At 45.2% G+C, this 22,062-nt stretch carries 20 protein-coding genes; 5 read left to right on the top strand and 15 right to left on the bottom strand.

Annotated elements, in window-relative coordinates:
* Positions 1–14 precede the first annotated feature (14 nt).
* Positions 15–911: an aminoglycoside phosphotransferase family protein gene (locus JOE49_RS13255; RefSeq protein WP_209941477.1), complete on the top strand. Its 897-nt coding sequence runs from the start codon at positions 15–17 to the stop codon at positions 909–911.
* A 244-nt stretch (positions 912–1,155) separates the two neighbouring features.
* A complete protein-coding gene (locus JOE49_RS13250) occupies positions 1,156–2,034 on the top strand; it encodes an arylamine N-acetyltransferase family protein (RefSeq protein WP_209941475.1) in 879 nt (292 codons plus the stop codon).
* Positions 2,035–2,072: 38 nt separating this feature from the next.
* Here JOE49_RS13250 and JOE49_RS13245 read toward each other — a convergent pair whose 3' ends face one another.
* A complete protein-coding gene (locus tag JOE49_RS13245; protein WP_209941473.1) occupies positions 2,073–3,095 on the bottom strand; it encodes a globin-coupled sensor protein in 1,023 nt (340 codons plus the stop codon).
* Positions 3,096–3,387: 292 nt separating this feature from the next.
* On the bottom strand, positions 3,388–5,283 hold the full coding sequence (locus JOE49_RS13240) for a PrkA family serine protein kinase (RefSeq protein WP_023987811.1): 1,896 nt from the start codon (positions 5,281–5,283) through the stop codon (positions 3,388–3,390).
* Positions 5,284–5,566: 283 nt separating this feature from the next.
* Between JOE49_RS13240 and JOE49_RS13235 the strand changes: the two genes are divergently transcribed.
* Positions 5,567–6,400: a DUF2161 domain-containing phosphodiesterase gene (locus JOE49_RS13235; protein WP_075153972.1), complete on the top strand. Its 834-nt coding sequence runs from the start codon at positions 5,567–5,569 to the stop codon at positions 6,398–6,400.
* Between the two features lie 19 nt (positions 6,401–6,419).
* Here the strand turns inward: JOE49_RS13235 and JOE49_RS13230 are convergent, their stop codons facing one another.
* Positions 6,420–7,673 carry an aminotransferase-like domain-containing protein gene (locus tag JOE49_RS13230; protein WP_029516518.1) on the bottom strand — a complete coding sequence of 418 codons (1,254 nt, stop codon included), beginning with the start codon at positions 7,671–7,673 and terminating at the stop codon, positions 6,420–6,422.
* Between the two features lie 50 nt (positions 7,674–7,723).
* Complete coding sequence (locus tag JOE49_RS13225) at positions 7,724–8,380, bottom strand: response regulator transcription factor (RefSeq protein WP_023987808.1); 657 nt, start codon at positions 8,378–8,380, stop codon at positions 7,724–7,726.
* A 275-nt stretch (positions 8,381–8,655) separates the two neighbouring features.
* Here JOE49_RS13225 and JOE49_RS13220 point away from each other — a divergent pair, with 275 nt between their 5' ends.
* Together JOE49_RS13220 and JOE49_RS13215 are read left to right on the top strand one after the other, a co-directional pair.
* Positions 8,656–9,063: a hypothetical protein gene (locus tag JOE49_RS13220; RefSeq protein WP_023987807.1), complete on the top strand. Its 408-nt coding sequence runs from the start codon at positions 8,656–8,658 to the stop codon at positions 9,061–9,063.
* Complete coding sequence (locus JOE49_RS13215) at positions 9,060–10,127, top strand: phosphodiester glycosidase family protein (RefSeq protein ID WP_209941471.1); 1,068 nt, start codon at positions 9,060–9,062, stop codon at positions 10,125–10,127. Before JOE49_RS13220 ends, JOE49_RS13215 begins: the two co-directional genes overlap by 4 nt.
* A 99-nt stretch (positions 10,128–10,226) precedes the next feature.
* On the opposite strand, the gene JOE49_RS13210 is transcribed toward JOE49_RS13215, so the two are convergent.
* The 11 genes from JOE49_RS13210 to JOE49_RS13160 form a co-directional block, all read right to left on the bottom strand.
* Positions 10,227–10,475 (bottom strand): AbrB/MazE/SpoVT family DNA-binding domain-containing protein, encoded by a 249-nt coding sequence (locus tag JOE49_RS13210; RefSeq protein ID WP_013309439.1) that lies wholly within the window; start codon positions 10,473–10,475, stop codon positions 10,227–10,229.
* A gap of 376 nt (positions 10,476–10,851) precedes the next feature.
* On the bottom strand, positions 10,852–11,316 hold the full coding sequence (gene trmL, locus JOE49_RS13205; RefSeq protein WP_160789807.1) for a tRNA (uridine(34)/cytosine(34)/5-carboxymethylaminomethyluridine(34)-2'-O)-methyltransferase TrmL: 465 nt from the start codon (positions 11,314–11,316) through the stop codon (positions 10,852–10,854).
* 239 nt (positions 11,317–11,555) lie between these two features.
* Positions 11,556–12,647 carry a 3-phosphoserine/phosphohydroxythreonine transaminase gene (gene serC / locus JOE49_RS13200; RefSeq protein WP_028542950.1) on the bottom strand — a complete coding sequence of 364 codons (1,092 nt, stop codon included), beginning with the start codon at positions 12,645–12,647 and terminating at the stop codon, positions 11,556–11,558.
* Between the two features lie 265 nt (positions 12,648–12,912).
* A complete protein-coding gene (glnA, locus tag JOE49_RS13195; protein WP_023987803.1) occupies positions 12,913–14,337 on the bottom strand; it encodes a type I glutamate--ammonia ligase in 1,425 nt (474 codons plus the stop codon).
* A gap of 271 nt (positions 14,338–14,608) precedes the next feature.
* Positions 14,609–15,646: a 3-deoxy-7-phosphoheptulonate synthase gene (gene aroF / locus JOE49_RS13190; RefSeq protein ID WP_023987802.1), complete on the bottom strand. Its 1,038-nt coding sequence runs from the start codon at positions 15,644–15,646 to the stop codon at positions 14,609–14,611.
* A gap of 263 nt (positions 15,647–15,909) precedes the next feature.
* A complete protein-coding gene (locus JOE49_RS13185) occupies positions 15,910–16,866 on the bottom strand; it encodes a 4-hydroxy-3-methylbut-2-enyl diphosphate reductase (protein WP_013309434.1) in 957 nt (318 codons plus the stop codon).
* A gap of 110 nt (positions 16,867–16,976) precedes the next feature.
* Positions 16,977–18,455, bottom strand: a complete 1,479-nt coding sequence (locus JOE49_RS13180; RefSeq protein ID WP_013309433.1) for a sensor histidine kinase — start codon at positions 18,453–18,455, stop codon at positions 16,977–16,979.
* Between the two features lies 1 nt (position 18,456).
* The gene (locus JOE49_RS13175) at positions 18,457–19,146 is read right to left on the bottom strand and encodes a response regulator transcription factor (protein WP_013309432.1); all 690 of its coding nucleotides are present in this window, start codon (positions 19,144–19,146) and stop codon (positions 18,457–18,459) included.
* Between the two features lie 149 nt (positions 19,147–19,295).
* On the bottom strand, positions 19,296–20,882 hold the full coding sequence (locus JOE49_RS13170) for a S1C family serine protease (protein WP_076293744.1): 1,587 nt from the start codon (positions 20,880–20,882) through the stop codon (positions 19,296–19,298).
* Between the two features lie 195 nt (positions 20,883–21,077).
* The gene (locus tag JOE49_RS13165) at positions 21,078–21,386 is read right to left on the bottom strand and encodes a hypothetical protein (protein ID WP_023987799.1); all 309 of its coding nucleotides are present in this window, start codon (positions 21,384–21,386) and stop codon (positions 21,078–21,080) included.
* A gap of 84 nt (positions 21,387–21,470) precedes the next feature.
* Complete coding sequence (locus JOE49_RS13160; protein ID WP_013309429.1) at positions 21,471–22,046, bottom strand: 3D domain-containing protein; 576 nt, start codon at positions 22,044–22,046, stop codon at positions 21,471–21,473.
* Positions 22,047–22,062 lie beyond the last annotated feature (16 nt).

The raw sequence follows: 22,062 nt of genomic DNA, 5'->3' as shown, positions 1-22,062 counted from the left end.
AAGTGAGGATCAAAATGTCGATTTTATCGAACGTTGAGCAGATGTACGGAATCAAAATTCATCGTACCCGTCAAATGAAGGACATTCACAAGATTGAGACCGCTAATACGACTTATTGCTTAAAACCCTACAAATTTCCGGAAGAAGAGATCCGTTTTATTACACGTGTCTTGTCCTACTTGGATGAGCGCGGGTTTACACGCAGCCAAAAGGTCTATCCAACAGTACAACAAACGGCTTACATGACCTATGAAGGTGTTTCGTATACATTAACCAATTGGGTTCATGGACTCAGACCAGAATTCACAAAAAGAATAGACTTCAAAAAGGGAATTGCTACTTTAGCCAAATTCCATTCCAGTGCCGTTAGCTTTCCTATCACTGAAGCTCCGCCATCCAGAATCCGTTATGAAGGCTTGAGCGATGAAATAGCTGGATACAAAAAACGCCTCATCCCATACAGAGGCACAGCACATCTCGTAGCTCTTTGTGAAGAAGTGTCCCATCGCCTACAGCAGCCCAAAGTTAGAGAAGCCATTGTTCAGGAGCAAAAAGCCGCCGCATTTATACACGGCGACTATAATTATCCCAATCTGATTAAAGACAAACAGCTCAAAATCCATATGATCGACTTTGAAAATTGCTCCCTACATGTAAGGATGAAAGATCTCTCCCATCTTCTTCATCGGAATTGTCTTTGGAATGGGACAAAGATGCTGCGCGCGATAGATTACTATCAACGATATCGTCCATTGAGCACCCATGATTTGCATCTGCTTCACGCACTATTGATCTCTCCCTATCATGTGGTCCGCAATATCAGAATAGGCGGCTTCCGTTCTGCCAAGCGAGTCATTCCGTCGTTCGCGCATTTGAACAAATACCGACGTGAACTTAGATCACTCTTATAATCTGTCAGCTTGGAACTAAACAAAAAAACAGACCCGATGAAGCGGTCTGTTTTTTTGTGTTCTGACAACCAACTACAGGAAAAGCGCATGCCGCTAAAGCCAATCGAATTACTGACTGTACCGGTACAACCAAAAATATATAGCATTGTAAACAGCACTTTCCCCTTCTACAATGATGCTAAGACTCAATGCTTAATGGTTTCGAGAAGAGAATTTGGGAAACTAACAATAGAGGTGATTGTACATGTACACCATGACAAAAGAAGAAATAAAAGCTTATTTAAACAGAATTGGAATTCCCGAAATTCAGCCTCCTACCCTTTCCTATTTAGTTGAACTGCATAAGGCTCATGTAAAACATCTTTCATGGCAAACATTGGACATTTTCGCAAGGAAGCCGGCAGCCATTGGTTTTCGAGAATCCATTCAACTCATTCTACATGGGAGAAGTGGTTATTGTTTTCATCTGAATGGTGCCTTTAGTGCACTACTATATTCACTAGGGTACAAAGTCTCTCTGCATCGTGCCGGGGTACAACCTCTGGGAGCTGAACCACGCATTAATTCATTTCATCTTGGACTAACAGTGAACTTGCTAAATGAGCATCATGAAGATGAAGTATGGATTGTTGATGTCGGGCTAGGCGATATGCCATATGAGCCTCTTCCACTCCGTATGGGGACTTATGAACAAGCCCCTCTTCATTATAAAGTTATGGAATCCGGAGTTGTTACAAAAGGTTGGCGCTTAGAGCATGACTCACTTGCTTCATTTGTTGGCGTTGATTTTGCCCCTGCGGTTGTTCAGGATTTGGAAGAATTTATGCCGAAACATCATTTCTATAGCCGCTCAGCGGAATCTCCATGGTTTAACCTGTTTCTGATTCGGCAAAGGCAAGCATTAGAGGCGAATGAACTCAGAGGATGTATTTGGAAAAGACGCGGGCTAAACGGTTTGGAAAAAGTAGAACTGGATAAGAAGTCGCAGTGGCTGGAAGTGTTAGCAGATGTATTTGGCGAGCCGCTCGTTAACTACAGTCGCCAGGAACGGGACGAGTTATGGAAAAGAGTACTTGCGGCTCATATAGAATGGAAAAAGTCTATGACTGAATCGTTACAGTAGTGAAGCCTCCAACGTAAGGATAGCCTTCAAGTCACATCTTACACCTTTAGCATTTCCGAAGAGTGCTGTAGCATTTCCAATTCCTTCACCATGTTTTCGATCAGCTTTGTGAACGAAGCCAATTCCTCTGAGCTTGTTGCCTGTTGCCGAGCACTGGCTGTTGTGACAGCTGTTTCGGATTGTACACTGTCAAGCATACGGGCAATATCCAGCACCTTGCGCTGAATTTGCTCCTGTGCTTGCTTCGAATTGGATGCAAGCTTTCGCACCTCCTGTGCCACGATTTGAAACCCGCGCCCTGCTTCCTGCGCATGGGCAGCCTCAATCGCCGCATTCAGTCCCAGCAGATGAGTCTGATCGGACAGTTCCCGGATCGTACTGCTCATCTGCTCAATATGCTTAATCTCGTCACTCAAATGCTGTACCAATTCCTCTGTATGTTCCTGCGAAGAAGCAGTGTTGCAGGCACTCTCCGCGATATTATCCGTATTTTCCCTAAGCTCAGCAATCATCCCGGTCAAATTTTGCGCAATTCGGGACACAACGGTCAGCACCTGCGTTTGTTCGTCGGCCAGCTCGTTGATTTGTTCCTTTTCCTTTTCCTGATAAGCTTCCAGTACAAGCTGGGAATCCAGGTTGAACATTTTGGAAAGAGCATGCACAATAAAAAACCAGTCCTCTATCCCCGAACGCTTTAAAATGTCCACTGCAATATCAAGATAAGCAATGTACGTGCCCAAATAATAATCGGAAGACAATCCGATTCGGGAATGTACCTGCCCCACAAAAAGACGGTGTTCGATAAACGGATCATCTATTTTTCCATCTGCGAGAGAAAGCCAGTATTCACGTTGTGTTTGTTTTAATCGTTCAATATTCGACCATTTGGAAATAATCGACATGAGATGCGGAACCTTTTCTACATGCTCATAAAACCGATCGACCACCTCATTCACAATAGATTGGAATAGTCCCTGATAATGATGTAATAAAGCCAAATCATCATCAGTAATACCAATATATTGTATCTGTTTTAATCTACTCTCCGCGACATGAATCATAAGTTCCTCCAAATAATAGTTTACATATATTTTACATTACCATATTTATCGGCAACTTTTTAGAAAATGTTAAAAAAGTAGGAGATTGATTATGATTTTTTTCATAGCAATTTCAGAAAATACATAATCACAACTGCCTGATAATACAAAAAAAGAATCCGACAGCACCTGTAATCCCCTGTGCTTGCCGAATTCCCTCTACGAAACACGTTGATCGGATACCTCACAACCGTGTGGCACCATCCAGATCAACCCATGGTTTCACCATACTGTACTTGTTTATTATTTCGTCTTACCGATTCAGGAGGCTACCTACATACCTCAACAGATCGTTAGCGCTGGCTCCTGTGTAGCCATGCTCCTCAATCAGTCGCTTAATCACTTCATTCATCCGTTTGAGCTGATTAGCGTCAGGCGTTTTGGTCGAAGTTGTAATCTTCACAATATCCTTCAAATCGGCGAACAACTTCTTCTCAATGGCTTCTCGCAGCCGATCATGATGATGATACTCAAACTTCCGTCCCTTGCGAGAATACGCGGAAATACGGATTAATATTTCTTCACGGAATGCTTTTTTCGCATTTTCCGATACCCCGATTTGCTCCTCAATAGAGCGCATGAGCCGCTCATCCGGGTCGAGTTCCTCATCTGTGAGCGGATCGCGAATTTTCGCCCAATTGCAAAAAGCTTCGATGTTATCCAAATAGTTGTCAAACAACGTCTTGGCTGATTCCTCGAAAGAGTACACAAAGGCCTTCTGCACTTCTTTTTTAGCCAATTCGTCATATTCCTTACGAGCCACGGAAATGAAATTCAGATAGCGCTCTCGTTCTTCCTTTGTGATGGAGGCATGTTGATCCAGACCATCCTTAATTGCTCGTAAAATGTCCAGGGCATTGATGGATTCCACATTTTGCTTAATCAATGCACTAGAAATACGATTAATGACGTACCGCGGGTCTACCCCGGACATACCTTCCTCCAGAAACTCACTTTGCATTTCTTTCAGATCGGCTTCCTTGTATCCTTCGACCTCTTCACCGTCATACATGCGCATCTTTTTGACCAGATCCATCCCCTGTTTCTTCGTCTCCTTCAAGCGGGTAAGCACGGAGAAAATGGCAGCCGTTCGCAGCGCATGAGGCGCAATGTGGATATGTTTCATATCACTTTGTTCAATGAGCTTGGCGTAAATCTTTTCTTCCTCAGATACTTTCAGGTTATAAGGAATCGGCATTACAATCATCCGTGATTGCAACGCCTCGTTCTTTTTGTTTGCAATAAAGCTTTTATACTCGGATTCATTGGTGTGAGCCACGATCAGTTCATCTGCACTGATGAGCGCAAACCGCCCAGCCTTGAAGTTTCCCTCTTGGGTCAGAGAAAGCAAATTCCACAAAAACTTCTCATCGCATTTCAGCATTTCCTGAAACTCCATCAGTCCACGATTCGCTTTGTTCAATTCTCCGTCAAACCGATACGCACGCGGGTCAGATTCCGAACCATACTCCGTAATCGTGGAAAAGTCGATGCTGCCCGTCAAATCAGCAATATCCTGTGACTTCGGATCAGAAGGGCTGAACGTACCAATACCAATCCGGTTTTCTTCCGATATAAATACCCGCTCCACGCGGACCTTTTCAATATCGCCATCAAATTCCGTGCGCAATCTCATCTGGCAGGATGGGCAGAGATTACCTTCAATCCGTACACCCAGCTCCTTTTCAAAATCGGGACGCAGCTCATGGGGAATCAGATGAAGCGGGTCCTCGTGCATGGGGCAGCCTTCAATCGCGTATACAGCTCCCTGATCCGTTCTCGAAAATTTCTCCAGACCACGTTTTAGCAACGTGACCAGTGTCGATTTCCCCCCACTGACGGGTCCCATCAAAAGAAGGATACGCTTGCGCACATCGAGCCGCCTGGCTGATGAATGGAAATATTCCTCCACCAACTTTTCCAGCGCTCGATCCAGTCCAAAGATCTCCTGCTCAAAAAATTTGTATCGCTTATGTCCCCCAACCTCTTCTACACCAAAAGATTCAATCATCTTGTAAACCCGTGCATGAGCTGTCATCGCCGGCGTCGGGTCTTTCTTGAGTATCTCAATATACTCTCTAAAAGTGCCGCTCCAGGCCAGACGGTTGTTTTCCGCCCGGTACTCCGCAACGCGTTCAAAAATATTCATGCTCGGTTCCTCCCATGACTGCGTAATGACTATCCTCCACTCCTGATGATTATGGCTACACTCGTCACGCCTTTCAGGATATGATGCAATCCCCTTAAAAAAAGTGTAATACATACCTATGCAGATTGATTTAAGAATTGACCTATTTTTTATGACAGGTCTCTCTGCTTTTTCGAAAAAACCAAGGGATACACTGTGCTAAAATATACAACAACGACGCGGACCTGACGCATTATGGTACAATATAAGCTCGGAATAATGGGATAAAGGAGCGGGAGAAGTCATGGCGGTTCGGCATGAGACGGAGCTGTACGCTCCGGTGAAAGCCTTTTTTGAGAACTTGGGATATGAAGTCAAAGGAGAGGTACGCAACTGCGATTTGGTGGGTATCAAGCCAGGACAACAGACACCACTGATTGTGGAGATCAAAAAGACGTTTAACCTGGCGCTTGTGCTGCAAGGCATGCAGCGTTTGAAACTAAGCAGCAATGTATATGTAGCTGTAGAACGAAATCGTGCAAAAAAAGGAGCCGTGAATCAGCGCTGGAACGAGCTGGTCGGACTGTGCCGCCAGTTAGGACTTGGCTTGCTCACTGTCACCCATTTTAAAACTAAGCCGCCACTCGTTGAGGTACTGTGTAAGCCTGCGGCGCCTAGCGACAATGTCCACAATGCAGCAAAGGTACGCCCCGGCTCGCGCAAGGAAAAGCTGCTGCGGGAATTTCACGCACGCAGCGGTGACCACAATATCGGCGGCAGCACCCGACGCAAGCTGGTCACTGCCTATCGGGAAAAAGCGCTGCGCGTAGCCGTAGCCTTGCAGAGCTTGGGGGAAGCCGCTCCGGCGCAGCTAGCCCGCATAGCAGCCGTCAGCACAGCTGCTGCCGTACTTCAGCACAACTACTACGGCTGGTTTGAGCGCGTATCCCGCGGCCGCTATCGACTGACTCCGTTTGGCGAAGCTGCCCTGAACGAGTATGCGGCAGTACTGCAAGAGCATGGCATTAAAACGGCCACTGGAATGGACGCAGAGCTTGACGAGGACAGTGGACAGCGCCAGATTGCGGAAGCGCCAATCACTTACTCCACCGTTGCTGCGGAAGCGGAGGATGACTGACATGGGGCGATGGTTTTTGCTAGCTCCGCGCAGTAAATTCACTGATCGTCTCACCGATCAGATTCATGCCCATAAGCAATTGCTCACGGCCCGGATGGCTAAAATTGAGTCGGATATGGGACGCGCCTTCACTGCCAACCGCACATAGCGCACCTGGCATAAAGGCTACGCCTTTGGGTAACGCCGCCTTTAGCAGCAATGCGCTGTCCAGCCCATCGGGCAACTGCACCCATACATACATGCCACCGGACGGAATATGATACGTCACGTCTTTCCAAAACGGGCGCTTGAGCAGCTCCAAGATTAATTGAAGTCGAGTCGAATATTCCTTGTTCAACATCGCCAAGTGCTCGTGCCATTGAAAACGCGAGCTGGTCAACAATTGGAACAGCAGCCGTTGGTTCATCGTACTGGATTGCATATCAGCCAGCTGCTTCAAGGCGTACATCCCTTCAATTAACGGTGCAGGACCAGCAGCCCAACCCGTTCTCAGCGCAGGAGCAACTGTTTTATTGAACGAACCAATATAGAGTACTTGACCTCCCTGGCCCGCATGATCCAGCGCAAATAGTGAGGGGTAAGTCTCTGCAAATTTTCGACTCTGACCATGCGGACTCTTGTCATGGGACTCATTTTTTTGCTTCAAATGCAATTCACCATAAGAATCATCCTCAACTACTAGCACCTCATGATGCCTGCACAGGTCCAAAATTTCCTGCCGCCTTGCCGCGCTCCACAAGGAGCCCGTTGGGTTTGTAAACGTTGGCGTGGCAAAAAAAAGCTTGGGTCGATAACGGATCATTAAAGCTTCAAGCTTATCAGGAATGACACCTTCCCCATCTGATTCTACAGGAACGATCTGCGCACCCTGCATAGATAGTACTTGTAAACATCCAGGAGATGTAGGGTTTTCGACCAATACCGGATCACGCTCATCCACCATCAGTCTTATGATCAGGTCAATGGCCTGCTGACTGCCTGTCGTGAGAAGGATTTGACCTGGTGGTACTCTTACTCCTTTACGCTGTTCCCACTCTCCCGCAAGCCATGCCCGCAAAGGGAAATAGCCCTCCGGTTCACCATACTGGAGGGCGTCAGGGCCGGAGCCAAACACATCATGGGCCGCTTCTTCCAGCAACTTCACCGGAAACAGCTCTTGTGCAGGTAGTTCTTCAGCCAGAGATATAAAGGAGTGTCTTCTCGCATTTTCCCGGATATGACGCACTGGAGAAGCCAACATCGCAGCCGTTCGTGAAGCAAAGGAATATTGCATGAACATCCTCCTTCTCCTGAAAAATAGGTCATGATCTCCGGGCTGACGCGTCAGGCATATAGCTGCTTCATCTGACGCGCATATAAGGCATAACGTTCAATCGCCTGCGCCCGGCTGGACACGCCTAATTTCGCATAAATTTTACGTAGATAATTATCAATGGAGCGCCGGCTAACTTCGATCTCGATAGCAATTTTGTCATATGTAATACCTTGTACAATACGTTCCATAATAAACACTTCGGTTTGTGTCAATTCGTCAAAAGGCTCGGATGCCATTAACGGCATAAAGGGCCAGTTTCCACACCGAATCCAGTCCATTGGTAAAGAAGCAAATCCTTCGCGTAAACCGTTGATCAGATGGATTAACTGGCTCGGTGATGCCTGCTTGGATAACATTCCATTTGCTCCAAGCGAAATTAGCTGCTGAAACAACGTAATATTATCCTCATCCGTCATAATAACAATATGGCTGTCCGGAGACAAGGCCCGCATTTGTGTCAAAAATGGTTCCGCCGTTCCCTCAGGCAACCTGTAGTCCATTAAAATGATTTCCGGTCGAATGGAACAAGCCAGCTCCAAGCCTTCCGTTCCGGAGGAAGACATCCCTCTGACAAGCAAATCCTGCTGGTCTTCCAAAATAAGCTTTGTTCCCAGCATACTTGTAGGATGGATATCTATGATGACCACCTGCCATACTTTTCTCATATCTAAACCTCCTGATTTTACAAAAAAATACATAGTTAGTAGCGAAAATAATTTTAAAATTAGGGATTGCATATGTAGAAATTGCGCGAATGTGAACGTATAGGAAGCGAAAAACGTTTAAGGAAATTGTATCCTAGGACTTCCTTCCGATGCAATCTCTTTTTCCAATATTTTTATACGACTATTTCGCTTTTGCGAAATAAATAGGCCCATGATAGAATTGGAACTGCAAATAAAGACTGGAAATTTGACTTTACACGGGAGTTGAAAATCGTATGCAAGCTTCACCTGAACGTCCTCCTACCGAAGCTCGGCGGAGCAATTCAAGAAAGGGGTTACCCGTAAAGGCTTTTCTGCTATTTTGGTTCATTCTTATTATACTAGGTGCTCTCGCAACCTATCTGTATAGCAATCACTTGAAGCAGCAAATGCTAAACGAGATGCAAACCCATACAGACCAACAGATTCAAGCACTCAAATCTGACTATGAAAAGCAACTGACTGCTCTTTCCAAGGAAGTTAGCGGATTGCAGGGAAAAGTCCAGTCCTTCAATGAACTACTGACCTTTACGAAGGATAATGCAAACAATAAGACCGATAACAGCAATAAACTGTATACCCAATTAAACGAAGTCAAGCAACAACTCAATACACTTCAGAAAAAAATGGACTTGCTAAAATGAATGTAGACGCAAAACAAGTGAACCGGTTCTTTATGTTGGCCCTTGCTCCTTTTATCGGTTTGTTGGGGTGTATTTTGTTAGTGCATCCCTCATTGAGCTTTCCTGGGTCTACTTCTTCGAGTCTGCAAAAAGCTGAAGTCACTCTACAAACGCAATCAGTAGGCAAGCAGCTTGATGAAGCCAAGCAAACGGCAACATACACCTTGTCTACGATTCGCCGGACTTCTGAGCTATACAAGCAAACGACCCAAACGATGAATCAGCTTGTCGTGACTGCCTCTACGCAGTCCAAGCGGCCCGCGGTCATCTATGATCGACGTATCACCGCCAAACTGGGGGTTCCCTATGAGCGGGTAGATAGCAACCGGATTACCATTGAATTGTTTAAGGTAAACCCGGGAATTTATCATGGCTACGCTATGAAGGTCAAACTTAAAGATCCTACTGCTATGAAAATGTCTTTGGGAAGTGACAAATTGGGTGGCTCTGAAACCACCATGCGTGCAGTCTTGAGACACGGAGCTATTGCAGGCATCAATGCAGGCGGCTTTGCGGATGGAGACGGCAAACGCTATCCATTAAGCACTACTGTCTTGAACGGCCACTACCTTACTGGCTTTCAGTCCAGTTTTAAGGATTTATCCTTCGTCGGACTGAGTAACGATGGCAAGCTTATCGGTGGCAAATTTTACAGTCAAGGTGCTCTTGACAGCTTAAAGCCTGCCTTTGGGGCTACCTTCGTTCCCGTCCTGCTGCAAAGGGGACAAAAAATGCCTATTCCTGACAAATGGAAAGTCTCCCCCAAGCGGGCCCCGCGTACGGTCATTGGCAACTATAAAGATGATCAGTTGCTCATTATTGTCGTAGACGGCTACAATGAAAGCGGGGGTTCGGGCGCGACGCTCGAAGAACTGCAAGGGAAAATGTACAATCTAGGTGTTCAAGATGCCTATAATTTGGACGGAGGCGGTTCCTCGTCGCTTATACTTAACGGTCGAGTCGTAAACAAACCGTCCGATGGTAATTTGCGTCCAGTCCCTACTCATTTTTTGTTCTATAAATAGCTACCTAATAGTCTACTACTAAATTAAATATGCTAGCCGACGTACGGCTCTATCCGAAAAAAAGCATCACGAACGAATGTCGTGATGCTTTTGCCTCATTTAGGAGGAATACTGTGTCATTTCTGTCAGGCATTGAGCACAAATATAACGGTCTTTGAAATCGTTCACTTGTTCTACTGACCCGCAGAATACACATTTTGGACGGTAACGCTCCAAAATAATGTGGTCACCCTGAACCAAAATTTCGACAGGATCTCCCTCATTCATTTGGTACCTTTTACGCAGTGACTTAGGCAAAACTATTCTCCCCAGCTGATCAACTTTACGTACCACACCGGCAGGTTTCATCGTGATCGTACACCTCTCCTATTGAGTAATAACTTACAAATTTCTTACCATGCGAAAAACTAGGTACAAAGACACTATTCTTTATGTAGTATTCGCTGTCTTTTTGTCGAATCCTGCTGATCACAGGAAATTTTATTACATTTTTTCATAAAATCATGAACCATATCAAAGTATGGTACAGAATGTCTATAATATTTTTATCGACCGGAAAGCCAATTATCATTAGCCCTCGCTGAGAAATTTCGCAAATTTTCGACCATACAACCTTTATTTAAGCTCCACTGTCATGTACCTTTGAACAACAAAGGTGAAACTCTTATTAGCAACTAAGGTCCTGGTTCTTTATTCGCATTTATACTTGTTCACTCGATGCTCTTTATGATAAATCCGGAAAATCCATTTGTCTCAGCGCTTCATATACAATAATCGCAGCGGAATTCGACAAGTTTAGAGATCTTACTTTATCAGACATAGGCATCTTGATACATGTATCTGGATTAGCAGCTAGCAGCTCTGGAGGCAAACCTTTCGTTTCTTTACCAAATACCAAGAAGTCTCCATCCTGAAATGCAACATCACTATATCGCTGATTCGCTTTGGTCGTCGCATAAAAAAAGCGGCCTTCCTGATATTTCTCCTGCACTTCAGCAAAAGACTCGTGATATTCAATGTGGACAGCATACCAATAATCAAGTCCAGCCCGTTTTAACGTGGCATCGTCGGTACGGAAGCCCAGTGGCTTCACCAGATGCAGGTGAGTTCCGGTTGCAGCACACGTTCTGGCAATGTTACCTGTGTTAGCCGGGATTTCCGGCTCGACAAGCACAATATGTAATGGCATCACGTTTCGTTCCCTTCATCATTAAATTCATCAGACAAATAACCTACAGTTTAACCAAAGTGTATACATTAAAAACATACACATTCTTTTATTTTAACAAAATCAGACAGATATGAACATCAAACGACAAAAATTTCAACCCACACCACTAAAAGCCTTCCCCTATACACATTCAGGGAAGGCTCTACATTTACTTTTTCGATTTTAAATATCGTGTATCGAAATATATGTCCGCGTAATTAACTGTTACGTTGCTTGAATCCGTCCATAAACTCGGCTAATGCTTGACAGTTCTCCAGTGGAACAGCATTGTAGATCGAGGCGCGAAGCCCTCCTACACTGCGATGTCCCTTCAGTCCGATAAATCCGGCCTGTTCGGATTCCTTAATAAATTGTTTTTCCAGATCCTCATTCGCGAGGCGGAAGGTTACATTCATGATAGAGCGATCAGCGCTGTCCACACAACCACGATAGAAGCCTTCGCTACTGTCAATACGGTCGTATAGCAAAGCAGCTTTCTGCTGGTTCACACGCTCAATGCCTTCCAAACCGCCTTCTTCCTGAATCCATTTCAGCACTTCATTCACCATGTATATGGCAAAGGATGGGGGAGTATTGTAGAGAGAGTTATTTTTTTCATATGTGCTATAACGCAACATCGTAGGAATATTGTCCGGTGAGGAAGTCAGCAACTCTTCACGGGCAATCACGACCGTCACACCAGAAGGTCCCAGATTTTTTTGTGCGCCAGCATAAATCAATCCAAATTGAGTAACATCAAAAGGCTTGCAAAAAATATCGCTGGACATGTCCACAATCAATGGTACGGACCCCGTATCCGGGAATTGCTTAAATTGTGTACCTTCAATCGTTTCGTTGGACGTCATATGCACATAAGCAGTATTCTCAGGTAAGTCCAAGGAATCCACATTCGGAAGACGCATGTACTTCTCATCAGCGGAGGATGCGGCAATATGAGCCTTGCCCAGTAGCTTGGCTTCTTTATATGCCTTGTCCGACCAGCTACCTGTCATTACATAGCTCGCAGTCTGTCCTTCGCGCAAGAAATTTAAAGGCAGCATTGCAAACTGCGTACTTGCGCCCCCTTGTAGGAATAACACCTTGTAGCCTTGTGGATTGCCCAGCAGAGATAACAGACGTTCCTGCGCCTCATTATGAACAGATTCATACACAGCTCCACGGTGAGACATTTCCATGATCGACATCCCTGTTCCCTGGAAATCTACGAATTCAGCTTGTACACGTTCCAGTACTTTAAGCGGCAATGCCGCTGGTCCTGCATTAAAATTGTAGGCTCTCTTACTCAACAAATTCCCATCCCTTCTCTACTCTGGTGTGGATATTATCGCTATGATAGCAGTATTCATAAATGCGTTCAAGACTTGTATAAAAATGTTTTCAATTTCATTTATGATGTGACAAAGTTGTGAATGTTAACGTATTTAACATCTTTATTTTGTAATTTTCACTTTAATATTAAAAGGTCCCCGGCATAAGACCGGAGACCTATCTTGAATAACAACTGTTACCCGTAAGCTAGTGGTTGTTATTCAAAGCAGCTAAGCAATCAAGTTATTAGCAGTCAAAATACAGGCTATATTCGTGTGGATGAACACGGATGTTCACCGATTTAGCTTCAGAACGTTTGAACTCTACATAGTTATCAATAAAGTCCTTCGTAAATACGCCGCCTTCAGTTAAGAATTCGTAGTCAGCTTCCAGAGCATCCAAAGCCTCATCCAATGAACCAGGTACGCTACGGATTTTACCTTTTTCAGCGTCAGACAGCTCGTAGATGTTGGTGTCAAGTGGACCATAACCCAATTCAATTGGGTTCAATTTGCGCTTGATACCATCCAGACCCGCCATCAGCATCGCTGAGAAGGCAAGGTAAGGGTTAGCAGTGGAGTCTGGTGTACGGAACTCGATCCGACAGCCTTTTGGAGTAACAGCCGCTACTGGAATGCGTACAGCCGCAGAACGGTTACCTTTGGAGAATACCAGGTTAACTGGTGCTTCGTAGCCAGGAACGAGACGTTTGAACGAGTTTGTGCTTGGATTTGTCAAAGCGATCAATGCAGGTGCATGGTACAGAATACCGCCAATATAATGAAGAGCCATTTCGCTCAGATTAGCATAAGCACCTTTTTCGTAGAACAAAGGAGTGTCACCATCGAAAATGGATTGGTGAACGTGCATACCACTTCCGTTGTCCCCGAAAATTGGTTTCGGCATGAATGTTGCCACTTTACCATATTGACGAGCTGTGTTGTGTACAATGTATTTATAGACAAGCAGGTTATCTGCTGTTTTCTTGAGTGTGTCAAAACGGAAGTTGATTTCCGCTTGGCCTGCCGTAGCTACCTCATGGTGATGGCGCTCAATTCTCAGACCTGCTTCTTCAAGCAAACGGCACATTTCACTACGGATATCTTGTTGGGTATCTACTGGCGCTACAGGTACATATCCGCCCTTTACTCCCACTTTAAAGCCCAGGTTGCCGCCTTCTTCCTTACGGTTCGTGTTCCAAGCTGCTTCCTCGGAATCTACGAAGAAGGAGGAGCTATTCATGCCGCTTTCGTAGCGAACATCATCAAAGATGAAAAACTCGGACTCAGGTGCAAAAAATGCTGCTGTGCCCACTCCTGCGGATTGCAGAAATGCCTCAGCTTTTTTTGCAATGCCGCGAGGATCGCGGTCGTATTTTTCGCCATCTGGCGTAGCAATGTCACACAGAATATTCAGTGTAGGATGCTGAGTGAAAGGGTCGATAAAAACCGCTTCTGGATCGGGCAGCATAACCATGTCGGACTCCTCGATGCCACGATAGCCGGGAATGGAAGAACCGTCGAAAGCAACACCGTTAACAAATGTTTCTGCATCTACTTCGGAAGCTGGCAATGAAATATGGTGAGCACGACCAGACAAATCTACAAAACGAAAATCTACCCACTCAATATTATTTTCCTGAATTGTTTTCAATACGTTTTCAACGGACATGTCTTCTTCCTCCCAATTTTTCCGAACATTAAGTCTTATACAACCCTGAAATGTTCATGATCGAATGTTTTTTTCTGTCGTCATTATAAATCTCAAACATGACACGGGTCAATAGCTATGTAAGGTATTTTTTAAACTAATGTTAGATATGCTTACGCCCTTGATAACATTTGAATAGCACAAAAAGCCCGAAACATCGGGCTTTTAGGTAATTTAAATCTCATTACTGCGTTGCAGCAAAACTTTTATGCATTAATGTTAAACATTGGTTTTAAGCAATGGTACTAGGCGTGTGAAATGTTTTCCCCACAGCAGGAGCCAATATTTCCAAATCTTTAAGCAAATCTGAAAATTGATCTGGGAACAGGGATTGTACACCATCCCCCGTCATCGAGTTATCGGGATCTGTATGCATTTCAATAATTAGTCCGTCCGCTCCGGCAGCGACCGAAGCCTTCGTCATAGGAACAACCAATTCACGTCTACCCGTGCCATGACTAGGATCAGAAATAACCGGTAAATGGCTCAACTGTTGCAACACAGGGATCGCAGACAAATCGAGTGTATTTCTGGTGTAGGTTTCAAATGTGCGGATACCGCGCTCACACAGCATAACATTCGGATTGCCACCTGCCAAGATGTACTCGGCAGCATTCAAGAACTCGTCATAAGTCGAGCTAAAGCCGCGTTTGAGTAACACTGGCTTGCCGCAAGTACCCAACTTACGCAGTAGATCGAAGTTTTGCATATTCCGTGTACCTACTTGCAGGATATCGGCATATTCCGCACAAATGTCTACGTATTCAGGTGTCATGACCTCTGTGATGGTCAGGAGGTCGTGCTTTTGGCCTGCTTCAGCCATCATGATCAAACCTTCTACACCAGTTCCCTGGAAGCTATAAGGCCCTGTACGCGGCTTAAAAGCACCTCCACGGAGAACTTGCGCACCTGCTGCTTTGACCAATCCAGCAATTTCATCTATCTGTGCAGCAGATTCAACGGCACATGGTCCACCCATAATGACAAGCTCGCCCCCGCCGATATTTACACCTTTAATGGAGATAACCGTATTTTCCGGATGAAAATCACGGCTGGCCAATTTGTAGGACTTCGATATTTTAACCACATTTTCTACGCCTTTCATTTGACGCAAATGTTCAGCCAGCTTGGGCTCTACACTACCGATCAGTCCGATGATCGTGCGATCCGATCCCCTTGATACATGAGCCTGCAATCCTTCTTTCTCAATAACTTCAACAATAGCTTGAATATGTTCTTCAGGTGTTTGAACACCAGCGATAACGATCATTTTTTTCTTCCTCTCTATGATACATATTTTATTAACCCATTATAGATTGATATTATGACACTTAGACGCTTGTTCGCTTTTAAGCTTTTATTCGTTAAAGCAACTATACCTGTTTTAGCTATACTCGTCAAGGCTTAATTATCCCGAATTATTCAATATTCTAACTTAGTGAAGCTAACCGAATAATATCTATAAATTAAAACAATTTAAAAAGCCGCTATCCGGATGGTTGTATCCGAATAACGGCTGTAATCAATCACAAACTATTTCGTCGTTTTTGACTTCTCCCGTACAGGAGGCAGCAGTTTTTTCATATCTATGGTTCGCTGAATCTCCCACGTATCCGGGTTAGCCGCATCATACTGCTCCAAATACGTAATAACCTCTTTGGTAATCAGTGTCGGCGTGGAAGCCCCAGAAGTCACAGCCACTTTGGCTACGCCCTCAAGCCACTCCCTCTTCAGCTCGGTCACATCAGAAATACGATAAGCTGTTGTACCAGCAATTTCCTCCGAAACCTGAGCCAATCGGTTTGAATTGTTACTGCGCGGATCACCGACAACGATCACCAGATCCGCCTGTCCAGCCTGCTCAGCTACCGCTTCCTGACGTACCTGCGTCGCCAAACAGATTTCATTGTGTATCTCAGCACCTGGGAACTTCTCCAGCAGCTTCTTCATAATGTGCTTGATGTCCCATTGACTCATGGTCGTCTGATTCGTAATAAGGATTTTGCCAGCTGGTAACGTAAGACTGTCGATTTCTTCTTCCTTTTCAATCAGATGAACATGGTCAGGAGCAATACCGATAGCTCCCTCCGGCTCTGGATGATTCTTTTTGCCAATATAAACAATTTGATAGCCTTCGGCAGACTTCTCTCGAATCAGATCATGCGTTTTTGTGACGTCAGGGCAAGTCGCATCTACCGTAGTCAGCCCCTTGTCTCGTGCCAGCTTGCGAACCTCTGGTGATACGCCATGAGCAGTGAAGATAACAGTGCCGCTCTCTACCTGGCTTAAAATCTCCATACGGTTCGGGCCGTCCAGTGTAATAATCCCTTCGTCTTCAAAGGAATTGGTGACATGACTGTTATGCACAATCATGCCTAATATATAAATAGGCCGGGGTAAGTCCAGATTTCTGGCTGCCTGACGTGCCAATACCATGGCATCGACTACGCCGTAGCAGTAACCCCGGGGCGAAATTCTGAGTACTTCCAAAATGAGCCCCCGCTTTCTTCGACACAGTATACAGCTCCAAAACTGGGCAGCTGTGGGCTTCCACGCCTCTACCGGCCAATTCTATGATGTAGTTGCCTTCCTATTATAGCCTATTCCAAAGGCGCGGAAAAGCTGACCGGAAGCCAGATGACAAATGTCGTTCCTTCTCCTTGGCGCGTAACCACTTCCACAGACCCGTGATGTTCATCAATAATCCACTTGGCAATAGATAGCCCCAACCCAATTCCCTCCGTCACCCCGCGTGACTCATCTGCCCGGTAAAAGCGGTCAAAAATAAAGGGAACCTCACTCTTATCCATTCCAATGCCCGTATCACTGATCCGTAGCCCCACCTGTCCTTGATAAATAATGGCATCAAATCGGACTGTGCCTTCAGGTGTATATTTGAATGCATTATCAATGAAAATGAATAGCATTTGCTGCAAATAATCCTTGCTGCCATCCATATAAATACCATTCAGCAACGAAAAATCTCCCACATTCCATTCGGCCGTTCGCTCTAAAAACTGAGCACGACGGGCAACCTCACTTACAAGCGGTTCCAACGCAACGGGAGTCTTATCGAACGTTTTCCCTGTGTCCGCTCTCGCGAGTGACAACATATCACTCACCAAACGGCTCATCCGTTTGCCTTCATCCGCCATGTCATTTAATGCCTCCATAGAAAGCTCGCGAATCATCTCTTCATCCATATTCGGTCGCTCTCCTGGTTCGGTAGTCCACATTTTGAGCAAAAAATCAACGTTGCCACGGATCGTCGTTAGCGGCGTACGAAGCTCATGGGAAGCATCAGCCACAAAACGACGCTGTGCACCGTACGCATCTTCCAGCTCCTTGTAAAACACCTCTGTACGCCCCAGCATGTTGTTAACCGTCCCGATTAATTGTCCAATTTCATCTGGTGGTCCGTCATATTCAATCCGTACACTCAAATCATTACTGGATTGAATCTGATTTGCCCCCTCAATGACCTTGACCAGCGGCTTCATAGACTTGCGAGCCAGAAAGAGACCTGAGGTCGCAGCAGCGAGTAATGCAAACAACGAACCGTATACAAGCACATTTTGTAACCTGTTCATGAGTCGATCCTGAGAGCCCGTGAATTGTCCTACCTGTAGCAACCCGACCACCAACCCCAACTCCTCGGACTTAATGGGCTGTTGATAAATCATAAAGGAATCCCCATTTACGTTCACACGTCGAATCCCCTCATTTTGAACTGCTCCTGCCGCTGTAGATGGAACAGGGAAGGTGATATTGAGGTCTTTCATATTTTGGGTGGTTTTGGTAACCCCGGACGTATAATTGTAAATTTGTACATATAGCTGTGAGTCATCTATTCCACGCCCCTGCTCCAATCCTAAATCCAGGTTAGGGACTTCAAACAATCCCCCTTTAATAATAAGGCGTAATTGCTTGTTAATCTGTGGCGCCTGAGTCATAAGCTGACTTTTCACTTCATTATATGTGTAGTAATATACTAGTCCGTAAATAGCCAGACCAAAAATGACAAGTACAATAGCCAAGATGCTCGAATACCAAGCTGTCAGCCGCCACCGAATAGACATATTACACATCACCTCTTAAAATATAGCCAGCTCCCCGAATTGTACGAATGAGTCGTTTACCGCCATCCTGCTCCGTTTTTTGTCGTAGCATGGCAATATATACTTCCAGCACATTCGATTCTCCGCTATAGTCATAGCCCCAAATTTTGTCCATAATCAGATCACGCGACAGAACACGCTTGGGGTTTTGCATGAACAAATGGAGCAGTTCAAATTCTTTGGCTGTCAGTTCCAAGCGTTTGCCGCCACGAACCACTTCACGGGATTCGTTATCCAGTTGTAAATCCTCGAAGGTAAGCCGATTTCCGTTATTGTCCTGTTGTTCGGTTTTACGCCGCAAAAGCGCTCGCACTCGTGCCAGCAACTCCTCTAAAGCAAACGGCTTGACGAGATAATCATCGGCCCCTAGATCCAAGCCCTTAACCCGATTCTCAACCTCATCCTTGGCTGTAAGCATCAGAACAGGTACCGTGCTTCCACCCTCCCGCATGCGACGGCATACCTCAAAACCATCGACCTGCGGCATCATTACATCCAGCACGACCACATCAGGCTCAGCTGTCAGCATTTTATTTAATCCCTCTGCTCCATTGGCGGCTGTCAGCACTTCATAGCCTTCAAATGCCAGCCCTCTGCGTAGCATGGAAACAATTTTTTCATCGTCATCAATAATCAGAATAGTAGAACGCATACACGATCGAACTCCTTTATCTCTTCTTTTCCCTCTATTGTAGCAGGAGTAGACGCGTGTAGCATCTGGCTGCTCCATACAGCAAGAAACGGAAGGGATCTTCCTTCCGTTTCTTGCGTGCACATGTTCATTTTTGTAGAGTTATCAGCTTATTGCTGAAGCGTCGAGCTAAAGTCATTTTTGTTGCCTATTTTCAGCTGAACATCTTTTTTCTGCCCAGCTCGTTCGATGTTAAGCGTCAGTGCTGTACCCACTTTTTGTTTTTGAATGAACTGGATCAGCTCTTGTGATGTGCTATAAGGCGTGCCATTGGCTCCGATAATCACATCGTAAGGACGCAGATCGGCCTGATAAGCTGGTGATTTGTATATAATATCCCGTACAACCGAGCCTTCGGTCAGGGATGTACCCAGTTCTTTGGCTACTTCAGGACTCAAATTTAACAGACTTGCACCAATGAAAGGTACAGGCTCTTTGGGGATAGGCTGGTTATTTTTCAGCTTATCGACGACTTCCAAAATTGTATTGGACGGAATCGCAAACCCGATTCCCTGTGCGTCTGCACTAACAGCTACGTTCATACCGATAACCTGCCCTTGCAGATTTAACAGCGGTCCGCCAGAGTTACCAGGGTTAATGGACGCATCCGTCTGAATGAGATGCTTGTATTGCGTCGGTTTTCCAGTCGATTCACTATTAATGGTGATCGTACGTTCTTTCGCACTTAGCACCCCGGCTGTTACCGAATGCTCAAAGCCTTCAGGGTTGCCGATTGCCACCATCCACTCGCCGACTTTAGCGTTATCGGAGTCACCCAAAGTTACTGTCGGAAAGTTGTTTTTGCCTTCAATTTTAAGTACCGCCAAATCAAGATCAGCATTTTTGCCCAAGACTTTGGCTTCGTAAGGCTTATTAGTCCCCTCTACTGTAACCTGAACCACACTCGCGCCTTCAACAACATGGTTGTTGGTTAGGATGTAACCCGATTTATCAAAAATAAAACCGGAACCAATACCAAGCGGAGTCAACTGTCCGCTGTTGCTACCTTCATTTTCATTACTGTTACCGCTGCTGCCACTGTCACCATACTGATTACCGAAAAAGTATTGATACAGTGGGTCATTGTAATAAGGGCTGCTTTGTCTGCCGCTGCTACCACTGGTTTGTTTGGCAAGCGTTTCGATTTTGACGACTGCCGGACCAGCCTTGGCCACAACAGATTGAACATCAGCGGTACCTGAAGGCATCACAGCCGGAACTGCGCTTGGAGTCGAGCCAGTTGTTCCTGAATTAGTCGTTTCTCCACTTTCAGCTGCCGCCGAAGTTAACGCCGTCTCGGGTGTGAACATATTTGTTCGGTCAGCTGTGTACATCAATACCGTAATGACCAGCATCCCAGCCAAAAAAGATAAGAAAATTGTTTTCACCTGCGACTTGGGCTTATTCGGTTTGAATTGCCAGTTGCCACCATTCCGACCCGAACCATCCTGTTGCTCAGGCATAGCGCGATGGTATGAGGGAGGAAGAGGTCTCACTGCCTGTGGTGGCGTAATCTCAACATCCTTTTCCACCGACTGCCCTTCCTTACGTTGTCCGTCCGATTGAACTGAAGAAAAAGGGCCGTAAGAATAATAATATGAGGAACCGTTCGAATCGTTTTGCCGAGTTGCGTTATCGGTATCAACCTGATCGTTGTCGTTCCGGCGTCCGGAGTTATTATTTTTAAATTCGTCCATTGTATATCTCCTCCCAAACCCTATGCTTCAAGGTGGTGTTGTTTAACTGACTTTATTTTGCACTTTAAACCTTAATTCCACCTTAAAAACAATTAAAAAGGAGATAAAACCTTAGACCTATTGTACCTATTCACTTTCACTTAAAACGAAATGCCCCGGATATAATCCGGAGCATTATCAATTGTATATGCTTTTTTATTTCGTGTTAAAGTTTTCGTCGAACTTTTCGTTCGGTGTTTGAGCATTGTTTTGAACTTTGTTGCGACTGGAGTTTTGAACTTTTTGAGCTACAGCGCCTGTACCGCCTTGTTCTGTTGCAAATTCTTCATCATACTTCTCATTTGGTGTCTGAAAGTTGTCTTGAATTTTATTTTGTTCAGACTGCTTTACCTTTTGTGAAACGACACCTACCGTATTGTCTTGTGCAAATTCCGCTTTGAACTGATTTCCTGCGCTTGCCTTGAAGCCTTTGTTCGTGAAAGAACTTCCGCCTTGATTTGGCATAATTCTCAACCTCCCAGTATGTTTTGCGGGATAAGCTCATCCCGCAACATAGTATGTGATGTTGGAAAAAACAATATTCAAGGATTATATGGAAGCATCCAGTGTCGCGGTCGGAATAGTTTTATGCGTTTCTATCGCCTTTTGGAGCGATTTGACCATCTTTTCTGTACATTTTCCGTTCCCTTTTTTTATAATTTGAACATCCACATCTTTCTTGCCCCATTCAGAATACACCTGCCGGGTTGTTTTAAAATACAAGTCAATTTTATTGCCCTTAATCGCAGAACCTGTATCTGCTACAATCCCGTATCCGTAACCTGGAATGTACAATATGCTTCCCAAAGGAAACGTTTTGGGATCAGCCGCAATCGTAGACAGTGTGTTCTTGTCACGACGCACTTTTACACCGGAATACGTAATACCGTAACCGGGATGACTTGGCCGTTTGCCAGTCGATTCATAGCCTGCTGTATATCCTGTTGCCGTGACCGTCATGGTCGTAATAACCTGCTCTTCGCGTGGAGCTAAAACAGGTGTGGACTGCCATTTTTTATGCTGGACCGGTTCTTTGTGACCGTAAACTTCATTGCCGGGCAATACCAGACAGGTTGCAATTAACACGGTTCCCAAAATCCGTTTCCATACCAACATGGATCTCATAAAAAACCTCCCCTTG

It is taken from the genome of Paenibacillus sp. PvR133 (genome assembly GCF_017833155.1).
Taxonomy (GTDB): domain Bacteria; phylum Bacillota; class Bacilli; order Paenibacillales; family Paenibacillaceae; genus Paenibacillus; species Paenibacillus polymyxa_B.
The sequence above is the reverse complement of the archived record's forward strand: the minus strand, read 5'-3'. Positions and strand labels throughout refer to the sequence as shown.

Coding starts and splice junctions, on each gene's coding strand:
- JOE49_RS13255 (WP_209941477.1), top strand. CDS start 15: ATGTCGATTTTATCGAACGTTGAGCAGATGTACGGAATCAAAATTCAT.
- JOE49_RS13250 (WP_209941475.1), top strand. CDS start 1,156: ATGTACACCATGACAAAAGAAGAAATAAAAGCTTATTTAAACAGAATT.
- JOE49_RS13245 (WP_209941473.1), bottom strand. CDS start 3,095: ATGATTCATGTCGCGGAGAGTAGATTAAAACAGATACAATATATTGGT.
- JOE49_RS13240 (WP_023987811.1), bottom strand. CDS start 5,283: ATGAATATTTTTGAACGCGTTGCGGAGTACCGGGCGGAAAACAACCGT.
- JOE49_RS13235 (WP_075153972.1), top strand. CDS start 5,567: ATGGCGGTTCGGCATGAGACGGAGCTGTACGCTCCGGTGAAAGCCTTT.
- JOE49_RS13230 (WP_029516518.1), bottom strand. CDS start 7,673: ATGCAATATTCCTTTGCTTCACGAACGGCTGCGATGTTGGCTTCTCCA.
- JOE49_RS13225 (WP_023987808.1), bottom strand. CDS start 8,380: ATGAGAAAAGTATGGCAGGTGGTCATCATAGATATCCATCCTACAAGT.
- JOE49_RS13220 (WP_023987807.1), top strand. CDS start 8,656: ATGCAAGCTTCACCTGAACGTCCTCCTACCGAAGCTCGGCGGAGCAAT.
- JOE49_RS13215 (WP_209941471.1), top strand. CDS start 9,060: ATGAATGTAGACGCAAAACAAGTGAACCGGTTCTTTATGTTGGCCCTT.
- JOE49_RS13210 (WP_013309439.1), bottom strand. CDS start 10,475: ATGAAACCTGCCGGTGTGGTACGTAAAGTTGATCAGCTGGGGAGAATA.
- trmL (WP_160789807.1), bottom strand. CDS start 11,316: ATGCCATTACATATTGTGCTTGTCGAGCCGGAAATCCCGGCTAACACA.
- glnA (WP_023987803.1), bottom strand. CDS start 14,337: ATGTCCGTTGAAAACGTATTGAAAACAATTCAGGAAAATAATATTGAG.
- aroF (WP_023987802.1), bottom strand. CDS start 15,646: ATGATCGTTATCGCTGGTGTTCAAACACCTGAAGAACATATTCAAGCT.
- JOE49_RS13180 (WP_013309433.1), bottom strand. CDS start 18,455: ATGTCTATTCGGTGGCGGCTGACAGCTTGGTATTCGAGCATCTTGGCT.
- JOE49_RS13175 (WP_013309432.1), bottom strand. CDS start 19,146: ATGCGTTCTACTATTCTGATTATTGATGACGATGAAAAAATTGTTTCC.
- JOE49_RS13170 (WP_076293744.1), bottom strand. CDS start 20,882: ATGGACGAATTTAAAAATAATAACTCCGGACGCCGGAACGACAACGAT.
- JOE49_RS13165 (WP_023987799.1), bottom strand. CDS start 21,386: ATGCCAAATCAAGGCGGAAGTTCTTTCACGAACAAAGGCTTCAAGGCA.
- JOE49_RS13160 (WP_013309429.1), bottom strand. CDS start 22,046: ATGAGATCCATGTTGGTATGGAAACGGATTTTGGGAACCGTGTTAATT.